The sequence below is a fragment of the Enterovirga rhinocerotis genome, assembly GCF_004363955.1.
Lineage (GTDB): Bacteria > Pseudomonadota > Alphaproteobacteria > Rhizobiales > Beijerinckiaceae > Enterovirga > Enterovirga rhinocerotis.
Genome location: NZ_SNZR01000011.1, coordinates 350,954 through 368,758, shown reverse-complemented (window position 1 = coordinate 368,758; position 17,805 = coordinate 350,954). Strand labels below are relative to the sequence as shown.

The window sequence follows — 17,805 nt, the reverse complement described above, 5'->3', positions numbered from 1 at the left end:
CGAAATCAGGCCGGCGCGCCGTCGCAGCGCGAATGCCAGGGCGTCGGCTTTCCGTTATGCACGAGCCGCCCGTCCCGGACGGTCGGGCGACCGCCTTCGTAGCGGTTGGCGAAGATGCGGATGCCCTTCTCGCCCCGGCCCCAGCTGTTGATCATCACCTGCCGGCCGAAGCTGACATGGTATTCGAGGAGGCCCTCCGGCGTGACGCGGGCGGCGCTGATGGGGCTGGTATCACCGAAGGTGCCGCCCTTGCGCTGGAGGAAGGCATCTCCGTCCCGCTCGAGCCAGATGTAATAGACGTTGTCGTCGCTCGGAGGGGCCTCGCAGGACGGAGCCCAGCTTCCGAGGATGCCCCAGGATTGCAGAGCGGCTGCGGGCTCCCGCGCCACGGCCGGCGCCGCAGCCAGAAGCGCCACCAGTGACAGAATCGAAAGGCGCATCTCGGTCTCCGTCAGAGTGCTCTCAAATCGCCGCGCCCGGCCGGACCTCGGCAGCGTAATCCTCGATCAGCATCCGCGAGATGTTTCCGGGGACGTAGCGATGCGGACCGATCTCGGACACCGGCGTCACCTCGGCGCCGGTGCCGCAGATGAAACACTCGTTGAAGCTCGGCAGTTCCCCCGGCATGATGCGGCGCTCCACGGTCTCGATGCCGCGGCGCCGGGCGAGGTCGATGATCGTGCGCCGGGTGATGCCGTCGAGGAAGCAGTCGGCGAGCGGCGTGTGGAGCTGTCCACCGCGGGTGAAGAACACGTTCGCGCCCGTGCATTCGGCGACGCGGCCCTGCCAGTCGAGCATGAGGGCATCCGCATAGCCCTTCCGCTCCGCGGCATGTTTCGACATCGTCGCGATCATGTAGAGGCCGGCCGCCTTGGAGGCGGACGGCGCGCAGGCCGGATCGGGCCGGCGCCAATCGGCGATGTCGAGCCGGATGCCCTTCATCTTGGTCGCGACGTCGAACATCGAGGGCCAGGGCCAGACGCCGATGGCGACGTGGATGGTCGCGTTCTGGGCCGCGACGGCCATCATCTCGGAGCCGCGCCAGGCGACCGGCCGGACATAGACGTTGGGATCGCCGTTCCGCTCGACGCACAGCGCCTTGGCCGCGCAGAGTTCCTCGGCCGAATAGGGGATCTCGAAATCGAGCAGTTCCGCGGAATGCCTCAGGCGCTCGGAATGCTCGCGCGACTTGAAGATCACGCCGTCATAGGCCCGCTCGCCCTCGAAGACGGACGACGCGTAATGCAGCCCGTGCGAGAGCACGTGGAGCTTCGCGTCCCGCCACGGCACGAGGTCGCCGTTGTACCAGATCCAGCCGTCGCGCTGATCGAAGGGGACCACGCTCATTGACCGTTCCTCCCGGGGCTTCGTGCAGCCGGAACGGGTCGGCGAACCGGGCTCGAAGACGACTTGACGGCTATCGGCGCCCCTGAGATATGTCAACAAGGCTGACGTATCTCGAGGATGGCGTGACGACCTCCCTGGACAGCGCGCAAGACATCGCGGGCCGGCGGCCCGAGGCGCGGCCGCTCCCGCCCGCCTACGAGCTCATCGAGCTTCTCTTCTTCGCCTACCGCGATTTCGTCGGCGATCCGGACCGCGTCCTCAGCGAACTCGGCTTCGGACGTGCCCATCATCGCGTCGTCCATTTCGTGGCGCGCCGGCCGGGGCTTCCCGTGGCCGACCTGCTCGATCTTCTCCAGATCACGAAGCAGAGCCTGAACCGGGTCCTCAAGGAGCTGGTCGACAAGGGCTTCGTCGAGGCGCGCGTGGGCGCCCAGGACCGCCGGCAGCGCCTGCTCTATCCGACCGAGGCGGGGCTCGACCTGTCGGATCGCCTCGTCCGCATCCAGACGCGGCGCATCCGGCGCGCGCTCGGCCGAGACGAGGACGGCGAGTTGGAGGCCGCAGCGCGTCTTTTCCTGAGCAGGATGATCGACCGGCCGGAACGCTGCGGGGTGCGGGAGCCCGGCGGGAGTGATAATCCCTGAGGGATGACGTCCCCACGAACCGACCCGCCGGACGACGCGCCCCACATCCTGGTGGTCGATGATGACCGGCGACTGCGCGAGCTTCTATCCCGCTTCCTGCGCGAGCGCGGCTATCGCGTCACGACCGCCGCGAGCGCGCCGGATGCGCGCGCCAAATCCCGGAATGTCGTCTTCGACGCGATCGTGCTCGACGTGATGATGCCGGGCGAGAGCGGGGTCGAGTTCCTGCGTGGCCGGCGCGCCGAGGGCTGCGCCCTGCCCGTGCTGATGCTGACCGCGCAGGCCGAGCCGGAGGACAGGATCAAGGGGCTCGAAACCGGCGCCGACGACTACCTGACCAAGCCCTTCGACCCGCGCGAACTGATCCTGCGACTCGGCAACATCCTGAAACGCGCGCCCCAGGCCGAGGCGGAGACGAAGCCGCTGCCGGCGACGATCCGGTTCGGACCCTTCACCTTCCGCTTCGACCGGGGGGAGCTCGCCCGCGGCGGCGAGGTCATCCGCATCACCGATCGCGAGCGGGAGATCCTGGCGCTGCTCGGCCAGCGCGGCGGGGGAGAGGTCTCTCGCGAGGAACTGTCCGGCGGGGCCGGCGGCGGGCCGAACGAACGCGCGGTCGACGTCCAGATGAACAGGCTGCGCCGCAAGATCGAGCTGGATCCGGCGAACCCCGCCTTTCTGCAGACGGTCCGCGGCGTCGGGTATCGGCTCGTCATCGACGCGTGATGGCGATGCGCGCGCCCGCCCGCCCCTCGTTCCGCCACCTGCGCGGGGCGTTCCGGCTCGCGCGCCGGGCGCTGTCCGGGGCTTTGCCGAAGGGCCTCTACGCCCGCTCGCTGATCATCATCATCACACCGGTCGTCCTGCTCCAATCGGTCGTCGCCTATGTCTTCATGGAGCGCCATTGGCAGCTCGTGACGCAGCGCCTGTCGGCAGCCGTGACCGCCGACATGGCCGCCCTGATCGACCTCTACGAGACCGACCCGCTCCATCCGGGCCCGGATCAGCTCTCGCGGATCGCTGCCGAGCGGCTCGTGCTCGATGTCGAGTTCCGCAAGGGCGATGCGCTTCCGCCGCCGGGTCCGAAGCCGTTCTTCTCGCTTCTCGACGAAGCGCTGTCCGACGAGATCACGAAGCAGGTCCGCCGCCCGTTCTGGATCGACACGGTCGGGCGCTCGAACCTCATCGAGATCCGCATCCAGCTCAAGGACGGGGTGATGCGGGTCCTCGCCCGCCGCAGCCTCGCCTATGCCTCGAACTCGCACATCTTCCTCGTCTGGATGGTCACGACGTCGTTCGTGCTCCTCACCGTCGCCATCCTGTTCCTGAGGAACCAGATCAGACCCATCCAGAAGCTCGCGACGGCGGCCGAGGATTTCGGCCGCGGCCGCGAGATCGAGTTCCGCCCGCGCGGGGCACGCGAGGTGCGTCAGGCCGGACTCGCCTTCATCGACATGAAACGGCGCATCGAGCGGGCGCTCGAGAGCCGCACGACCATGCTGAACGGCGTCAGCCACGATCTGCGCACGATCCTCACCCGCTTCCGGCTCTCGCTCGCGCTTCTCGAAGAGACGCCCGAGACGGAGGATCTCAAGCGCGACGTCGACGAAATGAACCGCATGCTGGAAGGCTATCTCGCCTTCGCGCGCGGCGACACGGGCGAGGCCGCCGTGCCGACGGACCTGCGCCCGCTGCTCGAGGAGCTGAAGGCCGACGCTGAGCGGGCCGGCCACCATACGACGCTCGATATCGCCGGCGAACCGAACATCGCGGTCCGCGTCGATGCCTTCCGGCGCCTGCTGTTCAACCTCGTCTCGAACGCGGCCCGCCACGGCGACCGCATCGCCATCACCGCCAATCACGAGACGCGCTGGCTGGTGATCCATGTCGACGACGACGGCATCGGCATCCCCCCGGACAAGCGGGAAGAGGTCTTCCGGCCCTTCGTCCGGCTCGACGAAGCCCGCAACCAGGACGAGGGCGGCTCCGGCCTCGGCCTCGCCATCGCGCGGGATATCGCGCGCTCCCATGGCGGCGACATCATCCTCGGCGACAGCCCGCTCGGGGGTTTGCGGGCGACCGTCCGGCTGCCGGCGTGAGCGCAACGCCACGGCCAAGCTTCCCGGAGCGTCTCCTCTTCGCTACCCTTGCGGCACCGCAAGCCGCAGGAGAGGCATGGCGACGCTGATGCCCGGAAAGCTGCCTCCCGAAGGCGCGCCGACCACACCTTCGCGACGTTTTCTGACGCGTCTGCGAGCCAGCCGCCCCGTCCAGGCGGCGCTGGCCACGGGCGTCGTGGTGCTCGCGCTCGTCGGCATCGGCGCCATGCTTCTCGTTGCCGAAGCGCGCCAGCGCGAGGTCAAGGCGGCGAAGGTCGCCCTCCTGAACCTCAACGGTCTTTCGGCGCAGAGCATCGGGCGCGCCCTGGAGAGCATCGATCTCGTCCTGCAGACCGTCGAGGGCGACATCCGGCAGGAAGGAGGCGCCTCGCCGGAGGCGCTGGATCGCTACCGCCGAGACCGGACGCTCCATGACATGCTGCGCCTGCGGGTGGTCGGCCTGCCGCAGCTCGCCGCTCTCAGCGTCATCGATCGCGACGGGCGTCTCGTCGCGCATTCGCGCGGCTTCCCGACGCCCGAGATCGACCTGTCCGACAGGGACCACTTTCGCCGGATGACGCGGGAGAGAGCCCCAGAGCCGTTCCTCAGCGAACCTCTGCAGAACCGGGCCACGGGAGACTGGTCGATCTACCTCGCCCGGCGGCTCCTGAGCCCGTCGGGCGAACTCGCCGGCGTCGTCTATGCGGCCATCGACCTGTCCTATTTCGCGCGATCCTACAGCGCGCTGGTCCTGCGCCGCGGGACATCGATGAGCCTCTGGCGTCTCGACGGGACCCTGGTCGCACGCTACCCGACGACCGAGCGCATAGGCCAGCGGACCGACGCGCCGGCTCTCCGCGATCTGATCGGAGCGAGGCCGCCGAGCGTCGAGGAAGGCCCCTCCCCCATCGACGGATCCCCGAGCCTCGTCGCCTGGAACCTCGTCCCGGGCTTTCCGATGGCGACGGCGATCGAACGCACCGCGCAAAGCGTCCTCGCCGAATGGCGGGATCAGGCGATCGCGTTCGGCGTCGTCACAGGCCTCCTCGCCGCGGCGGTGGCCGCCGTGACCGCGGCCTCCATGCGCCAGTTCTGGGCCTACGAGGACGTCGCCCGCGCCGAGCGCGAACGGGCCGCGGCGATGCGGAGCCTCGACGAACTCGAGGAGCAGCTCCGCCAGTCGCAGAAGCTCGAGGCGATCGGTCAGCTCACCTCCGGCGTCGCCCATGATTTCAACAACCTCCTGACGGTGGTCATCGGCAATCTCGATCGCATGACCCGGCGGCTGGGCGACGAGGACACGCCGCTGCAACGCTACGTGGCCAATGCGCGGGCGGGCGCCGAGCGCGCGGCGCAGCTCTGCGCGAGACTGCTGGCCTTCGCCCGGCGCCAACCGCCGGATCCGCAGCGGCTCGACGTCTCCGAGATCGTCTCCGGCCTGTCGGATCTCCTCCACCAGAGCATCGGCAAGAAGGCCGCCCTGGAATTCGATCTCGCCTCCGGCCTGCCGCCCATCCTCGCGGACCGGGCCGGCCTCGAGACGGCTCTCATCAACCTCGTCGTCAATGCGCGCGACGCGATGCCCGAAGGCGGCACCGTGACGATCGAGACCAAAGCGACCCCGCCTCAGACGGGCGCCCCGGGCGACGTTTGCCTCACGGTCGCCGATACAGGCAGCGGCATGACGCCCGCGGTGGTGCGGCGCGCCTTCGAACCCTTCTTCACGACCAAGGCGGCGGGCGTCGGGACGGGGCTCGGCCTCGCCCAGGTCGCCGGCTTCGCCCGTCAGAACGGCGGCACGGTCGCCATCGACAGCCGCGAGGGAGAGGGTACACGAGTGGCCTTCTGCTTCCCCCCCGCCGGAATGTCTCCGGCCCAAACCATCGACAAGGTTCACGCATGACGATCGTCCGCCCCCGCCGCAGCGCGCTCTACATGCCGGGCTCGAACGCCCGCGCGGTCGCCAAGGCGCGCACCCTGCCGGTCGATGCCGTCATCCTCGACCTCGAGGATTCGGTGGCGCCGGACGCCAAGGCGGCGGCGCGCGATGCCGTCGCCGCCGCGGTCCGGGAGGGCGGGTTCGGCTCCCGCGAGGTCGTGATCCGCGTCAACGGCACCGCGACCGAGTGGGGACGCGCCGATCTCGAAGCCGCGATCGCCGCGAAGCCCGACGCGGTGCTGCTGCCGAAGGTCTCGAGCCCCGCGGAGATCGAGGCGGTCGAGAAGGCGATCCCCGCCGGCTCCGCGACGCGGATCTGGGCCATGATCGAGACGCCGCTCGCCATCCTGCACATCGACGCGATCGCCGCGGCCGCGCGCGGCGGCACATCGCCCTTCGCCTGCATGATCCTCGGCACGAACGACCTCGCCAAGGAGACGCGCGCCCGTCTCGTGCCCGGCCGGGCGCCGATGCTGCCCTGGCTCGCCCTCGCCCTCGCCGCCGGCCGCGCCCACGGGCTCGACGTGCTCGACGGGGTCTACAACGACCTCAAGGATCTCGACGGCTTCCGGGCCGAATGCGAACAGGGCCGCGACCTCGGCATGGACGGCAAGACCCTGATCCATCCCGATCAGATCGCCATCGCCAACGACGTCTTCGCCCCTCCCCCTGCCGAGATCGAGGCGGCGCGGGCCATCATCGCGGCCTTCGCCCTGCCCGAGAACCAGGGCCGGGGGGTGATCTCGCTGAACGGCCGCATGGTCGAGCGGCTTCACGCCGAGATGGCGGAACGCACCGTCGCGCTCGCCGACGCGATCGCCGCCTCGGCTTGACGCGGCGCCTTGCCAGCCTGCCGCCCGGCGGCTAGCCCTGGGACACAGGAGGAAAACACGATGAGAATTTCCGCCCGCAATCGCCTCAAGGGGACGGTCGTCGACGTCAAGAAGGGCGCAACGACGGCCCATGTGAAGATCGATCTCGGCAACGGCTCGATCGTGACCGCCTCCGTGACCAACGAGGCCGTCGACGAACTCGGCCTCGAGGCGGGCAAGGACGCCTATGCCGTGATCAAGGCCTCCGACGTCATGGTGGCGGTGGACTGACCATGGTCCGGCGGAACGAAATCCGCGAGGGCGAGGTCGCTGTCGCGATGCCGCCGGCCGAGGACGCCGGCCTCGTCTTCATCGGCAGGATCCGCACGCCCTGGACCGATCGGCTCGCCTGCCCGCGACAGGGCCGTCTCGACGGCCCGGTCTGCCGGATCGAGTTCGATGAGCCCTGGGCAGGAGGGCTCGCCGGTCTCTCGGGCTACGACAAGGTCGAGGTGCTCTACTGGCTCGACCAGTCGCGCCGCGACATCCTGCTCCAGAGCCCCAAGAGCGACGGCACGACGCGCGGGGTCTTCTCGCTGCGCTCGCCCGTGCGCCCCAACCCCATCGGGACCTCGGTCGCCGCGCTCGTCGGCATCGAGGGCTCGACCGTCCTCGTGCGCGGGCTCGATTGCCTCGACGGCACGCCGCTGATCGATCTCAAACCGGACCGCTGCTCCTTCACCCCTCTCGCCCCGGCCCAGCCGGGCGATTTCGAGACCGGCCCATGATCGGTCGGCGCGGCCTCCTCACCGGCGGCCTCGCCGCCCTCGCGATACCGCACGCGCTCGCCCAGGGCACCGCCGTCCCGGACGGCGCGAGCCTGACCGACGGAGCCGGCCGCACCGTTCCGATCCCGGCAATGGTCCAGCGCGTCTTCGCCGCCGGTCCTCCCGCTGCGATCCTCCTCTACACGCTCGCGCCCGACCTCCTGATCGGCTGGCCCCGCGCGCTCAGTAGCGAGGAGCGTGACCTCCTCCTTCTCGAGATCGGCGCCCGGCCCGAGACAGGCCGCATCACGGGGCGCGGCAACACCGCCAATCTGGAGGTGGTGCTCGCCCTTAAGCCGGACCTGATCCTCGATTCCGGCTCGACGCGCGGCACCTTCGCCTCGCTCGCAGATCGCGTCCAGGAGCAGACCGGGATCCCCTATGCCCTCCTCGACGGGCGGCTCTCGGCGACACCGAAGGCCTATCGCGACCTCGGCCGGCTGATCGGCCGGCCGGAGGACGGCGAGCGCATGGCGAGGGCCTCCGAGGCGATCCTGACGCGCGTGGCCGAACGGATCGCCCGCGTGCCGCAAGGAAAGCGTCCTCGCGTCTATGTGGCCCGGGGCCCTCGCGGGCTCGAGACGGGCCGCGGCACCTCGATCAACGTCGAGAGCCTCGCTCTCATCGGGGCCGTGAACGTCGCGGGCGAGGAGGGCGGCGGGCTCGCGACGGTCTCGATCGAGCAGGTCCTCGCCTGGGACCCGGACGTGATCGTCACGATCGACCGGAGCTTCGCCGCCTCCGTGCGCGACGATCCGGCCTGGGCGCCGGTGCGGGCCGTGCGCGAAGGCCGCGTCCACCTCTCGCCGAGGCTGCCCTTCGGCTGGATCGATTTCCCGCCCTCGGTGAACCGGCTGATCGGCCTGCTCTGGCTCGGCAAGATCCTCCACCCGGAGCTGTTCCCCGAGGATATGCTGGCCACGGCGCGCGGCTTCTACCAGACCTTCTACCACGTCGCCCCGAGCGACGACGCGTTGGCGCGGGTTCTCGCGGGTCGGGAGTGATGCGCCCCGGTCGAGGCTGGCTCGGCCTCGCGGCCGCGTTGCTCGTGCTCCTGTCCGGCGTCCTTCTCGCCTTCTCGCTCGGCCGCTACCCGGTCTCGCCCGCCGATCTGCTCCGGGTCCTCGCCGCGAAGCTGACCGGCGCGCCGACCGGCCTTTCCCCTGCGGTCGAGGCGGTGGTGCTGCAGATCCGAGGCCCGCGGGTCCTTGCCGCGCTCCTCGTCGGAAGCGCGCTCGCGAGCGCGGGGGCCGCGTTCCAGGGCCTGTTCCGCAATCCGCTCGTCTCGCCCGACATCCTCGGCGCCTCGACCGGTGCCGCGCTCGGCGCCGTCCTCGGCATCTTCTTCTCGCTCGGCATCCTCGGGATCGGCGCGGCGAGCTTCGCGGGCGGCCTCCTCGCCGTCGCTGCGGTCTATGCGATCGGCAGCGCGCTCCGCGGCGGCGATGCGATCCTCGCCCTCGTCCTCACGGGCATCGTGGTCGGCTCTCTGCTCGGCGCGGGGATCGGCCTCGTGAAGTACCTCGCCGACCCCTACAACCAGCTCCCGGCGATGACCTTCTGGCTGCTCGGCAGCCTCGCCGGGATCGGCCCGGGCGACATCCTCCCGCTGGCCGTGCCGGTCCTTGCCGGGACGGCCGTGCTGCTCCTCCTGCGCTGGCGCATGAACGTGATGTCCCTGCCCGAGGAGGAGGCCCGCTCGCTCGGCGCCGCGACCGGCCCGCTCCGCCTCGCCATCGTGATCGCGGCGACGCTCGTCACGGCGGCGAGCGTCGCCGCCTCGGGGATCGTCGGCTGGGTCGGGCTCGTCGTGCCCCATCTCGCGCGCTTCCTCGTCGGGCCGAGCTTCCCGCGTCTGCTGCCGACGGCCGCGATCCTCGGCGGCGGCTATCTCCTCCTCATCGACACGCTCGCCCGGACGATGGCGCCGATCGAGGTGCCGCTCGGCATCCTGACGGCGGCGATCGGCACGCCCTTCTTCATCGTCCTTCTCGCGAGGGCGCGCGGAGGCTGGTCGTGATCCTGGAAGGGCGCGGCCTCGCCATCGGCTATCCCGGCCGCCGCGTCGGCGAGGGGCTCGACATGGCCCTCGCTGCCGGACGGGCGACGGCGCTCCTCGGCCCGAATGGCGGCGGCAAAACGACCCTGCTCAAGACGCTGCTCGGCCTGATCCCGCCGCTCGCGGGCGAGGTCCGGCTCGACGGAGTGCCCCTCGCCGCCATTCCGATCCGCGAGCGGGCGCGGCGGATCGCATACGTGCCGCAGAGCCAGGGAGCCGGCTTCGGCTTCACCGTCTTCGAGACCGTGCTGATGGGCCGGACGGCCTTCGCCTCGCCCTTCGCCCGCCCCTCTACCTCCGACGAGGAAGCCGCCCGGACCGCGATCGCGCGCCTCGGCATCGTTCGCCTCGCTGAGCGCCCGATCACGGAGATATCGGGCGGCGAGCGCCAATTGACGCTGATCGCCCGCGCGCTGGCCGCCGAACCGGCCGTCGTGCTGCTCGACGAGCCGACGGCGAGCCTCGATTTCGGCAACCAGGGCCGCGTGCTGCGGGAGATCGGCGCCCTCCGGGAGGCTGGGCTCGCGGTGCTCTTCACCACCCACGACCCGAACCAGGCGCTGCGCCACGCCGATGCCGTCGCCGCGATCCGGGACGGCCGCATGATCGAGAGCGGCCCCGCCCGGGACATCCTCCTGCGCGAGCGCTTGGAGCGCCTCTACGGCACGCCGGTCGAGGAGGTGCGGGAGGGCGAGAGGCGCGCCTTCCTACCGGGGTAGGAGCGAGGCCTCAGCCTCCCGCTCCTCTTCGACCGGAGCGCGTGCTTCGAGGCCCCGCTGCGCGGGGCGCCTCAGCATGAGGAGGGAGGATGGCGGCCGCGCTCCTTGGGCGGCGCGCCCCCTTCACGCCATCTCCAGCTCTCGCACCGGCTCGTCGCGCGAGGCCGGCAGCAGCCCCTCCTCGATCGCCTTGATCTGGAGGGCGAGGAACTTCGAGTTGATCCGGCACTGCGCGAGCGAGCCGGCGATGAACCAGAGGCCCGGCTGCGGCGTGCGGACATACATGTTGCGCAGTTCCTCGCCCGCGCCGAAGCCCCAGATCGGGCCGACACGCCGCGCCGTCTCCTCGCCGAAGAGCTTCGCCACCAGCTCCTCCTGGCCCTTGTAGCCCGTGCCGAGGACGACGAGATCGGCGGGGATCGTCCGGCCGTCCTTGAGGCGCAATCCGTCCGGCGTGAACTCGGCGATGTCGCCGTGCTGGATGAGCCCGACATCGCCCTTCGCGATCAGATCGGAGCAGCCCACGTTGAAGTAGTAGCCGCCGCCCCGGGTGAGATACTTGAACTGCCAGCCCGTCCCGTCCTCGCCGAAATCGAGCCGGAAGCCCTTGGCCTCGAGGCCGGCCAGGAGGTCCTTGTCGAGCTCGCGTGAGCGCTCGGTGAGCCGGCGGTGGGCCACACGGGCGAGCGGGGTCGACATCGATGTGGCGATGAGGTCGCAATCCTCGAGCGGCGGTCCCTCGTCGTAGAGCGCATAGGCGAGCTGGGCGCTCGGCTCGACATTGACCACGAGGGTCGGGCTGCGCTGGACCATCGTCACCGTGGCGCCGCTCGACGCGAGGTCCTGCGCGACGTCATGGGCGCTGTTGCCGGTGCCGATGACGATCGCGTTCCGACCGGCGAAGGCCTCCCCGTCCTCGTAGCGGCCCGAATGCATGATCGTGCCGGCGAAGCGGTCGAGCGTCGGGATGTCGGGCAGGTTCGGAATGCCGCTGACGCCGGTGGCGAGGATGACGTGGCGCGGGCGCATCGTCCGCCGTGAGCCGTCGGCGCGGCGGAGCGTGACGGTCCATTGCTCCGCGCGTTCGTCCCAGGAGCCCCCCTCGAACTCGGTCTCCGTCCAGAAATTGAGCTCGAGCGCCTCGACATAGGCCTCGAACCAGTTCGCCAGCATGTCCTTCGGGATGTAGGTCGGCCAGCTCGGCGGGAAGGGCATGTAGGGCAGGTGGTTGACCTGGACCTGATTGTGCAGCGTCAGCGCGTGGTAGCGGCGACGCCAATTGTCGCCGACCCGGGCCTCACGATCGACGATCAGCGCGTCGAGCCCGAGCTGGCGCAGGCGAGCGGCGATGGCGAGGCCGGCCTGTCCCCCGCCGACGATCAGCACCGCCGGATCGTGGTCGGCATAGGCGGCGGCAGCGCGGCGCTTGTCGAGCCAGTTCGGCCCGCTGAAATCGCGGGCCTCGGCCTGGCCCTTCGGACGCGCCCGCCCGATGCGCTCCTCGTGCCCCTTGATCTCGTCGAGCGTGGTCAGCAGCGTCCAGGCCTTCGGCCGGCCATCCTCGCCTGCGTCGAGGCGAACGACGCCGCTGCCCCGCCCCTCGTCGGTCTCGAACGAGAAGATCGCCTCGGTCGCGGTCCGCCCGGCGCGCATCGCCGAACGGGGAGGTGTGCGGCCCTCGGCCAGCGCGAACCCGCGCGGACGCGTCCCCAGGGCGCGAGCGGCCAGCCCGGCGACCACCGAATCGCGGCCGCTCACGGTCGTGTAATCCCAGGTCAGGGCGAGGACGTCGCGCCAATGGCAATCGGGCTCGAACAAAGCCGCGAGCGCCGCCTCGTCGCCCCCGGACAGAGCCCCCTCAAAGGCGGCGAGCCAGGATTCGACGGCCGCTCTGGCCTCCTCGGTAACGGACATCTGCGCTTCCTCGATCCGTGGCCGGCAACCCGCCGGCCGTGCCGTCGCTGCGGCATTCGAAGCGCAGTGTCGTCAAAGCGGCCCGCCCGCGCAACCGCCGGAGAGCCGTTTGAGGCCGACCCGGTCAGCTCCGCTTCACCTCATGGCGCATGAGGAGCGGCGTCTGGGCGAGCGCGAAGACGAGGGTCAGCGGCATGATGCCGAAGACCTTGAAGTTCACCCAGGTATCGGTCGTCTGGGTGCGCCATACGATCTCGTTGAGAGCGGCGAGGACGAAGAAGAAGATCGCCCAGCGGAAGGTCAGCTTGCGCCAGCCCTCTTCGGTGAGGTCGAAGACGGAATCGAGCACGATCGCGAGGAGCGGCTTCCTGAAATACAGCCCGATCAGGAGACAGATTCCGAACAACGTGTTCACGATGGTCGGCTTCAGCTTGATGAAGATCTCGTCGTTCAAAGCCACGGTCAGCCCGCCGAACACCACCACCACCACCGCCGAGACGAGCGGCATGATCGGCAGGCGCCGCACGAGCACGTAATGCACTGCGAGCGCGATCAGCGTCGCGACGACGAAAAGCCCCGTCGCGACGAAGATGCGGCGATCCTGCGCGATGCCGAACCGATCCCCGTAGGCATTGGCGAAGAAGAACAGGACCAGCGGCCCGAGTTCGAGCGCAAGCTTGGCGAGGGGATTGAGCGGGGAGCGGCGGGGTTCGTCCATGGTCCAGTCGGTCTTTGGGGCGCGAGCGGCTCGTGATACAGAAAACAGAGGGCATTCTGCAATGCACGGGAGATCTTCAGGTGCCCATCAACATCAAGAACCGCGAGGCGGAAGAGCTTCTGGCCGAGTTGAAACGACGCACCGGAAAAGGAACGACCGACCTTCTCCTCTCCCTCCTTCGTGAGGAGAAGCTGAGAAGCGACGGCGAGGTCGCACAAGATGTAAAGGCCGGAATGGACAACGCGCGTCGCCTGCAGCAGGCGTGGAACAGCCTGCCCGTGATCGACGACAGGCCCTTCGATGAGATCCTCGCCTATGACGCGGATGGGTTCCCGAGGTGATCGTCGTCGCCACCTCCGTCTTCGTCTGCATCGTCAGAGGCGCTGCGCCGTTCGCCGGAACGCGTCATCAGCGCCGGGAGCTATCTGGAATGCGCCATGATCGCGTCCGCACGGCTCGGCGGCCGAGACGTCCTTGATCAATGGCTGCGGGCTGAAGCGATCCACGTTTCGGCCGTCGATCATGAGCAGGCTCGGCTCGCGGCCGACGCGTTTTCTCTCTACGGCAAAGGACGACACCCCGCTGGACTGAACTACGGCGACTGTTTCGCCTACGCGTTGGCACGGCACCTCGGCGCGCCCCTGCTCTTCAAAGGTCGCGATTTCGGGCAGACCGATCTCGCCTCCGCCCTGGCAAGCTGAGCCCAGCCGGTGGAACCCGACCGGCCTCTCGCGACTCTCCCCGTATCGGCATTGCGAGAAGGGGTCTTGATGCGCGGTTCGATCGTCCTGGTCCTCGCCCTGTTCGGAGCCGTGCCGGCCGTCGCCGCCGATCCGATCCTCGGCTCCTGGCGCAATGCGGCGGGGTGGCGGGCCGTCGTCCGCCCCTGCTCCGGCCAGCTCTGCATCACGCTCCGCTCCGGCCCGCATGCCGGCACGCGGATCGGCAATGTGACGGCCTCCGGCGACGGGCGCTATTCCGGAACCGTCGTCGATCCCGCGACCGGCCGCGCCTATCGCGGCTGGGCGACGCTGTCCGGCCGGACGGTGCAACTGACGGGCTGCCTCGCCGGCACGGCCGCCTGCCGGACCGAGACCTGGACCAGGCGCTAGCTCACTCGAGACCCGCGATGGCGCGCGAGAAGTCGCGCGCGGTGAAGGGTTCGAGGTCCTCGACGCCCTCGCCCACCCCGATGAAATGCACCGGCAGGCCGAATTTCGCCGCCAGCGCCACGAGGATGCCGCCGCGCGCCGTCCCGTCGAGCTTCGTCATCACGAGCCCGGTCACGCCCGCCGTCTTCGAGAAGAGCTCGACCTGCGAGAGCGCGTTCTGGCCGACCGTCGCGTCGAGCACCAGCAGCACGGCATGCGGTGCCTCGGGATCGATCTTTCGGAGCACGCGGATGATCTTCTCGAGCTCGGCCATCAGGCCGGCCTTGTTCTGGAGCCGGCCGGCCGTGTCGATCATCAGGACGTCCGCGCCCCGCCCGCGCGCCTCCTCGAACGCGTCATAGGCGAGGCCGGCGGCGTCCGCCCCCTGCTGGCGCGCGATGACCGGCGCTCCGACCCGCTCTCCCCAGACCTTGAGCTGCTCGATCGCGGCGGCGCGGAAGGTGTCGCCGGCCGCGATCGTGACCGCGAGCCCGTCGCCGCGGAACTTCTGGGCGAGCTTGCCGATCGTCGTCGTCTTGCCCGCGCCGTTGACGCCGACCATCAGCAGCACGAAGGGCTTGCGGCCCCGGTCGATCACGAGGGGCTTCGCGATCGGCGCCAGGACCTTCTCGATCTCCGCCGCCATGATCGCCTTCACCTCGGCCGGCTCGATCTCGCGATCGTAGCGGCCGGCGGAGATGGCCTGGGTGATCTTCGTCGCCGTCTCGACGCCGAGATCGGCACCGACGAGGACGTCCTCGAGATCCTCGAGCGTCGCCCGGTCGAGCTTCTTCTTGGTGAAGAGGCTCGTCACGCTCTCGCCGATGGCGGACGAGGTGCGGCGCATCCCGTCCGTGAGCCGGCGGAACCAGCCGCGCCGCGGCTCCTCCGGAGGCGGTGCTGGGGCCGAGGCGGCCTCATCCTGAGGTGCCTCGCGAAGCGAGGCTTCGAAGGACGCGCCGCCGTCCGCACCCTCGGAGCCGAGGTCGGGCGGCGTGCCTTCGGCCGGCGCCTCCGCCTGCGGGATGTCGGGATCGGCCTGTGTCCCCGCTTCCGCCGGCAGGTCGGCACCAGCCAAGTCCGCGCCGGCCAAGTCCGCGCCGGCCAGATCGCCGACGGGCTCGCTCTCCGCCGGCGGGACCTCGGCGGCAGCCGTCGTGAAATCGGGCACGCCCTCGGATTGAGATGCGGGCGACAGGGGCGACGGTTCGGCGCCGTGAGCCGGCTCGGGTGCCGGCATCGGCTCGGCGGGAGCGGGCGGCTCGGCGGGCTTCTCCTCCTCGCTCCGCCGTCCGAGAATCCTGTCGAGAAGCCAACCGGGCTTTCGGCCTTGGAGTGCCATCATCAATCCTTGCGGTGCCGCCCTTCGGCGCGTAGCCCGGCGGCATGGATGCCGCCACCATAACGGCTCGCCTCATCTACCGCGATGCCCTGATGCTCGTTCTGGACAAGCCGTCCGGCCTGCCGGTCCACCGTGACGGGCGGGGCGGCGAGACGCTGACCGACTGGCTGGACGATCTCCGGTTCGGGCTGCCGCGCCGGCCGGAACTCGCCCATCGGCTCGATCGCGACACATCGGGCTGCCTCGTCCTCGGACGCCATCCGCGTGCCCTCGCCCGGCTCTCCTCGCTCTTCGCGACCGGGGCGGTCGAGAAGCGCTACTGGGCCCTCGTCGAGGGCGGCCCGCAGGAGGAGGCCGGCACGATCGACCTCCCCCTCGCCCGCCGCTCGCCCGACCGGCGCGACTGGCGGATGAGGGTCGCGGAGGATGGGCAGCCCTCGCTCACGCATTGGCGCCGGCTCGGCAGCGTGGACGGCCTCGCCTGGCTCGAACTGACGCCCGTCACGGGGCGGACCCATCAGTTGCGGGTCCATTGCGCCGCCATGGGCTGGCCGATCCTGGGCGATGCGACCTATGGCGGGACGCGCGCGCCCCGCCTCATGCTGCATGCGCGCTCGGTCACGGTTCCGCTCTATCCGAAGAAGCCGGCCATCCTCGTCGAAGCGCCGGTCCCGCCGCCGATGGCCGAGGCGCTGGGCCGCATCGTGCAGGATGCGCCCGCGATGCCGGCCGCGCCCCCCGCCGATACCGCTCCGTGAGCGCGCCAATATGACGAAGACATCTCAAGTCTTTCGACAGCACATCGAGGCCCTGTGGACCCTTCGCCATTCGCGATGTCGCGCGACTCGCGCTTGAGCCGCATCGAGACGAGCCCTATAGTCGAGCCCTCAAGCGCAGCTTCCGCCGCTTCGATCATCGAACCTTGAGCTGGAGAGGCGGACGTGGGCGAAGTCGAACGCATGCCTGGCAAAGTCGTCGAGCTCGCATATTCGACAGCGCGCGCCTCGACGAAAGCATCGCGGCAGATCATCCCGGACATTTCTCTTTCGGCCGCCATACGATTGACGTCGAGCCTGGCTACGGGGAGCGTGGTTGCGCGGGAGCCTGACCCTTGAAGGGACGGTTCAGGGCAGCCGCCATTTCGATGCATGCAGGCGGCCTCGCGCACGACCTCGCCATCATTGCACGACAATTCTCGGCATAGGAGAGCTTATCCATGAGCACCTGCCTCAGAGAGCAAGGATAGACGATGAAGGGTATCATTCTGGCCGGCGGTTCCGGCACCCGGCTTCATCCCATGACGCTGGCGATGTCGAAGCAGCTTCTGCCCGTCTACGACAAGCCGATGATCTACTACCCTCTCTCGACGCTGATGCTCGGCGGCATTCGCGAGATCCTGATCATCTCGACGCCGCATGACCTGCCGCATTTCAAGCAGCTGCTGGGCGATGGCGCCGAATGGGGCCTCGAGTTCAGCTATGCCGAGCAGCCTCATCCGGGCGGCCTGGCTCAGGCCTATCTCATCGGCGAGGACTTCGTCGCCGGCCAGCCGTCCGTGCTGATCCTGGGCGACAACCTGTTCTACGGCCATGCGCTGGCGGAGGTGCTGCACCGGGCCAAGGAGCGTCAGGCCGGGGCGACCGTCTTCGCCTATCACGTCAGCGATCCGGAACGTTACGGCGTGGTCGAGTTCGACGCGGCCGGCAAGGCCATCTCCATCGAGGAGAAGCCGACGGCTCCCAAATCGAACTGGGCCGTCACCGGGCTGTATTTCTACGACGGCCAGGTCGTCGACATCGCCAAGGGCCTCAAGCCCTCGCCCCGCGGCGAACTCGAGATCACCGACGTCAACCGCGTCTATCTCGAGCGGGGCGAACTCTCCGTCGAGTCGATGAATCGCGGCTTCGCCTGGCTCGATACCGGAACGCCGGACAGCCTTCTCGGCGCCGGCGAGTTCGTGCGCACCCTCGAGCAGCGCCAGGGCCTGCGGATTGCCTGCCCCGAGGAGATCGCCTGCCGCAACGGCTGGATCGCTCCGGACCAGCTGGCCGAGCTCGGCGGCCGGATCGGCAAGAGCCAGTACGGGCAGTATCTCATCCGGACGGCCAAGGAACTCGGCAGCCGCGGTCGCTCCTGAACCCCGCGGGGAGCTGGAACGAGAAAGCCTGCCGTCATCGACATGACGGCAGGCTCAGACGCCCTCTGTCGCCCGGAAGCCGGGCCCCGTTTCGGGC

The 17,805-nt window shown here is 69.8% G+C and carries 19 protein-coding genes and 1 pseudogene; 15 read left to right on the top strand and 5 right to left on the bottom strand.

The annotated features are described in order from the left end of the window. Nucleotides 1-5: 5 nt before the first annotated feature. Complete coding sequence (locus EV668_RS02330; RefSeq protein WP_133768240.1) at nt 6-440, bottom strand: hypothetical protein; 435 nt, start codon at nt 438-440, stop codon at nt 6-8. A gap of 22 nt (nt 441-462) precedes the next feature. Further along, nucleotides 463-1,347, bottom strand: coding sequence for a branched-chain amino acid aminotransferase (locus tag EV668_RS02325; RefSeq protein WP_133768239.1), 885 nt, complete (start codon nt 1,345-1,347; stop codon nt 463-465). Nucleotides 1,348-1,436: 89 nt separating this feature from the next. Here EV668_RS02325 and EV668_RS02320 point away from each other — a divergent pair, with 89 nt between their 5' ends. The 10 genes from EV668_RS02320 (at nt 1,437) to EV668_RS02275 (ending at nt 10,446) form a co-directional block, all read left to right on the top strand. Further along, entirely contained in the window at nt 1,437-1,991 is a 555-nt protein-coding gene (locus EV668_RS02320; RefSeq protein ID WP_133768238.1) for a MarR family winged helix-turn-helix transcriptional regulator, read from the top strand. Between the two features lie 3 nt (nt 1,992-1,994). Next, nucleotides 1,995-2,717: a response regulator gene (locus tag EV668_RS02315; RefSeq protein WP_133768237.1), complete on the top strand. Its 723-nt coding sequence runs from the start codon at nt 1,995-1,997 to the stop codon at nt 2,715-2,717. A gap of 5 nt (nt 2,718-2,722) precedes the next feature. After that, the gene (locus EV668_RS02310; RefSeq protein WP_245513028.1) at nt 2,723-4,090 is read left to right on the top strand and encodes an ATP-binding protein; all 1,368 of its coding nucleotides are present in this window, start codon (nt 2,723-2,725) and stop codon (nt 4,088-4,090) included. Between the two features lie 76 nt (nt 4,091-4,166). Beyond that, the gene (locus EV668_RS02305; RefSeq protein ID WP_166652312.1) at nt 4,167-5,993 is read left to right on the top strand and encodes a hybrid sensor histidine kinase/response regulator; all 1,827 of its coding nucleotides are present in this window, start codon (nt 4,167-4,169) and stop codon (nt 5,991-5,993) included. After that, the gene (locus tag EV668_RS02300) at nt 5,990-6,862 is read left to right on the top strand and encodes an HpcH/HpaI aldolase/citrate lyase family protein (RefSeq protein WP_133768234.1); all 873 of its coding nucleotides are present in this window, start codon (nt 5,990-5,992) and stop codon (nt 6,860-6,862) included. The genes EV668_RS02305 and EV668_RS02300 overlap by 4 nt, the downstream gene beginning before the upstream one ends. A gap of 60 nt (nt 6,863-6,922) precedes the next feature. Then, nucleotides 6,923-7,132 carry a TOBE domain-containing protein gene (locus tag EV668_RS02295; protein WP_133768233.1) on the top strand — a complete coding sequence of 70 codons (210 nt, stop codon included), beginning with the start codon at nt 6,923-6,925 and terminating at the stop codon, nt 7,130-7,132. A gap of 2 nt (nt 7,133-7,134) precedes the next feature. After that, complete coding sequence (gene tsaA, locus EV668_RS02290; RefSeq protein ID WP_133768232.1) at nt 7,135-7,629, top strand: tRNA (N6-threonylcarbamoyladenosine(37)-N6)-methyltransferase TrmO; 495 nt, start codon at nt 7,135-7,137, stop codon at nt 7,627-7,629. Beyond that, nucleotides 7,626-8,672 carry an iron ABC transporter substrate-binding protein gene (locus EV668_RS02285; RefSeq protein WP_133768231.1) on the top strand — a complete coding sequence of 349 codons (1,047 nt, stop codon included), beginning with the start codon at nt 7,626-7,628 and terminating at the stop codon, nt 8,670-8,672. The genes tsaA and EV668_RS02285 overlap by 4 nt, the downstream gene beginning before the upstream one ends. After that, complete coding sequence (locus tag EV668_RS02280; protein WP_133768230.1) at nt 8,672-9,688, top strand: FecCD family ABC transporter permease; 1,017 nt, start codon at nt 8,672-8,674, stop codon at nt 9,686-9,688. The genes EV668_RS02285 and EV668_RS02280 overlap by 1 nt, the downstream gene beginning before the upstream one ends. Beyond that, nucleotides 9,685-10,446, top strand: coding sequence for an ABC transporter ATP-binding protein (locus tag EV668_RS02275; RefSeq protein ID WP_245512780.1), 762 nt, complete (start codon nt 9,685-9,687; stop codon nt 10,444-10,446). The genes EV668_RS02280 and EV668_RS02275 overlap by 4 nt, the downstream gene beginning before the upstream one ends. Before the next feature lie 123 nt (nt 10,447-10,569). On the opposite strand, the gene EV668_RS02270 is transcribed toward EV668_RS02275, so the two are convergent. Further along, nucleotides 10,570-12,360, bottom strand: a complete 1,791-nt coding sequence (locus EV668_RS02270) for a flavin-containing monooxygenase (RefSeq protein ID WP_133768229.1) — start codon at nt 12,358-12,360, stop codon at nt 10,570-10,572. Between the two features lie 124 nt (nt 12,361-12,484). Then, complete coding sequence (locus EV668_RS02265; protein WP_133768228.1) at nt 12,485-13,078, bottom strand: septation protein A; 594 nt, start codon at nt 13,076-13,078, stop codon at nt 12,485-12,487. A gap of 80 nt (nt 13,079-13,158) precedes the next feature. Here EV668_RS02265 and EV668_RS02260 point away from each other — a divergent pair, with 80 nt between their 5' ends. From EV668_RS02260 to EV668_RS02250, 3 genes and pseudogenes are all read left to right on the top strand, one after another. Then, on the top strand, nt 13,159-13,419 hold the full coding sequence (locus EV668_RS02260; protein WP_166652311.1) for a type II toxin-antitoxin system VapB family antitoxin: 261 nt from the start codon (nt 13,159-13,161) through the stop codon (nt 13,417-13,419). Nucleotides 13,420-13,449: 30 nt separating this feature from the next. Next, nucleotides 13,450-13,779, top strand: a pseudogene (locus EV668_RS02255) (type II toxin-antitoxin system VapC family toxin); the annotation flags it as partial. Between the two features lie 69 nt (nt 13,780-13,848). Then, a complete protein-coding gene (locus EV668_RS02250) occupies nt 13,849-14,190 on the top strand; it encodes a DUF2147 domain-containing protein (RefSeq protein WP_133768225.1) in 342 nt (113 codons plus the stop codon). Between the two features lies 1 nt (nt 14,191). Here EV668_RS02250 and ftsY read toward each other — a convergent pair whose 3' ends face one another. After that, the gene (ftsY, locus tag EV668_RS02245) at nt 14,192-15,571 is read right to left on the bottom strand and encodes a signal recognition particle-docking protein FtsY (protein ID WP_133768224.1); all 1,380 of its coding nucleotides are present in this window, start codon (nt 15,569-15,571) and stop codon (nt 14,192-14,194) included. Nucleotides 15,572-15,615: 44 nt separating this feature from the next. Between ftsY and EV668_RS02240 the strand changes: the two genes are divergently transcribed. After that, complete coding sequence (locus EV668_RS02240; protein ID WP_133768223.1) at nt 15,616-16,329, top strand: RluA family pseudouridine synthase; 714 nt, start codon at nt 15,616-15,618, stop codon at nt 16,327-16,329. Between the two features lie 491 nt (nt 16,330-16,820). After that, entirely contained in the window at nt 16,821-17,708 is an 888-nt protein-coding gene (rfbA, locus tag EV668_RS02235; protein WP_133768222.1) for a glucose-1-phosphate thymidylyltransferase RfbA, read from the top strand. The last annotated feature ends 97 nt before the right edge of the window (nt 17,709-17,805 follow it).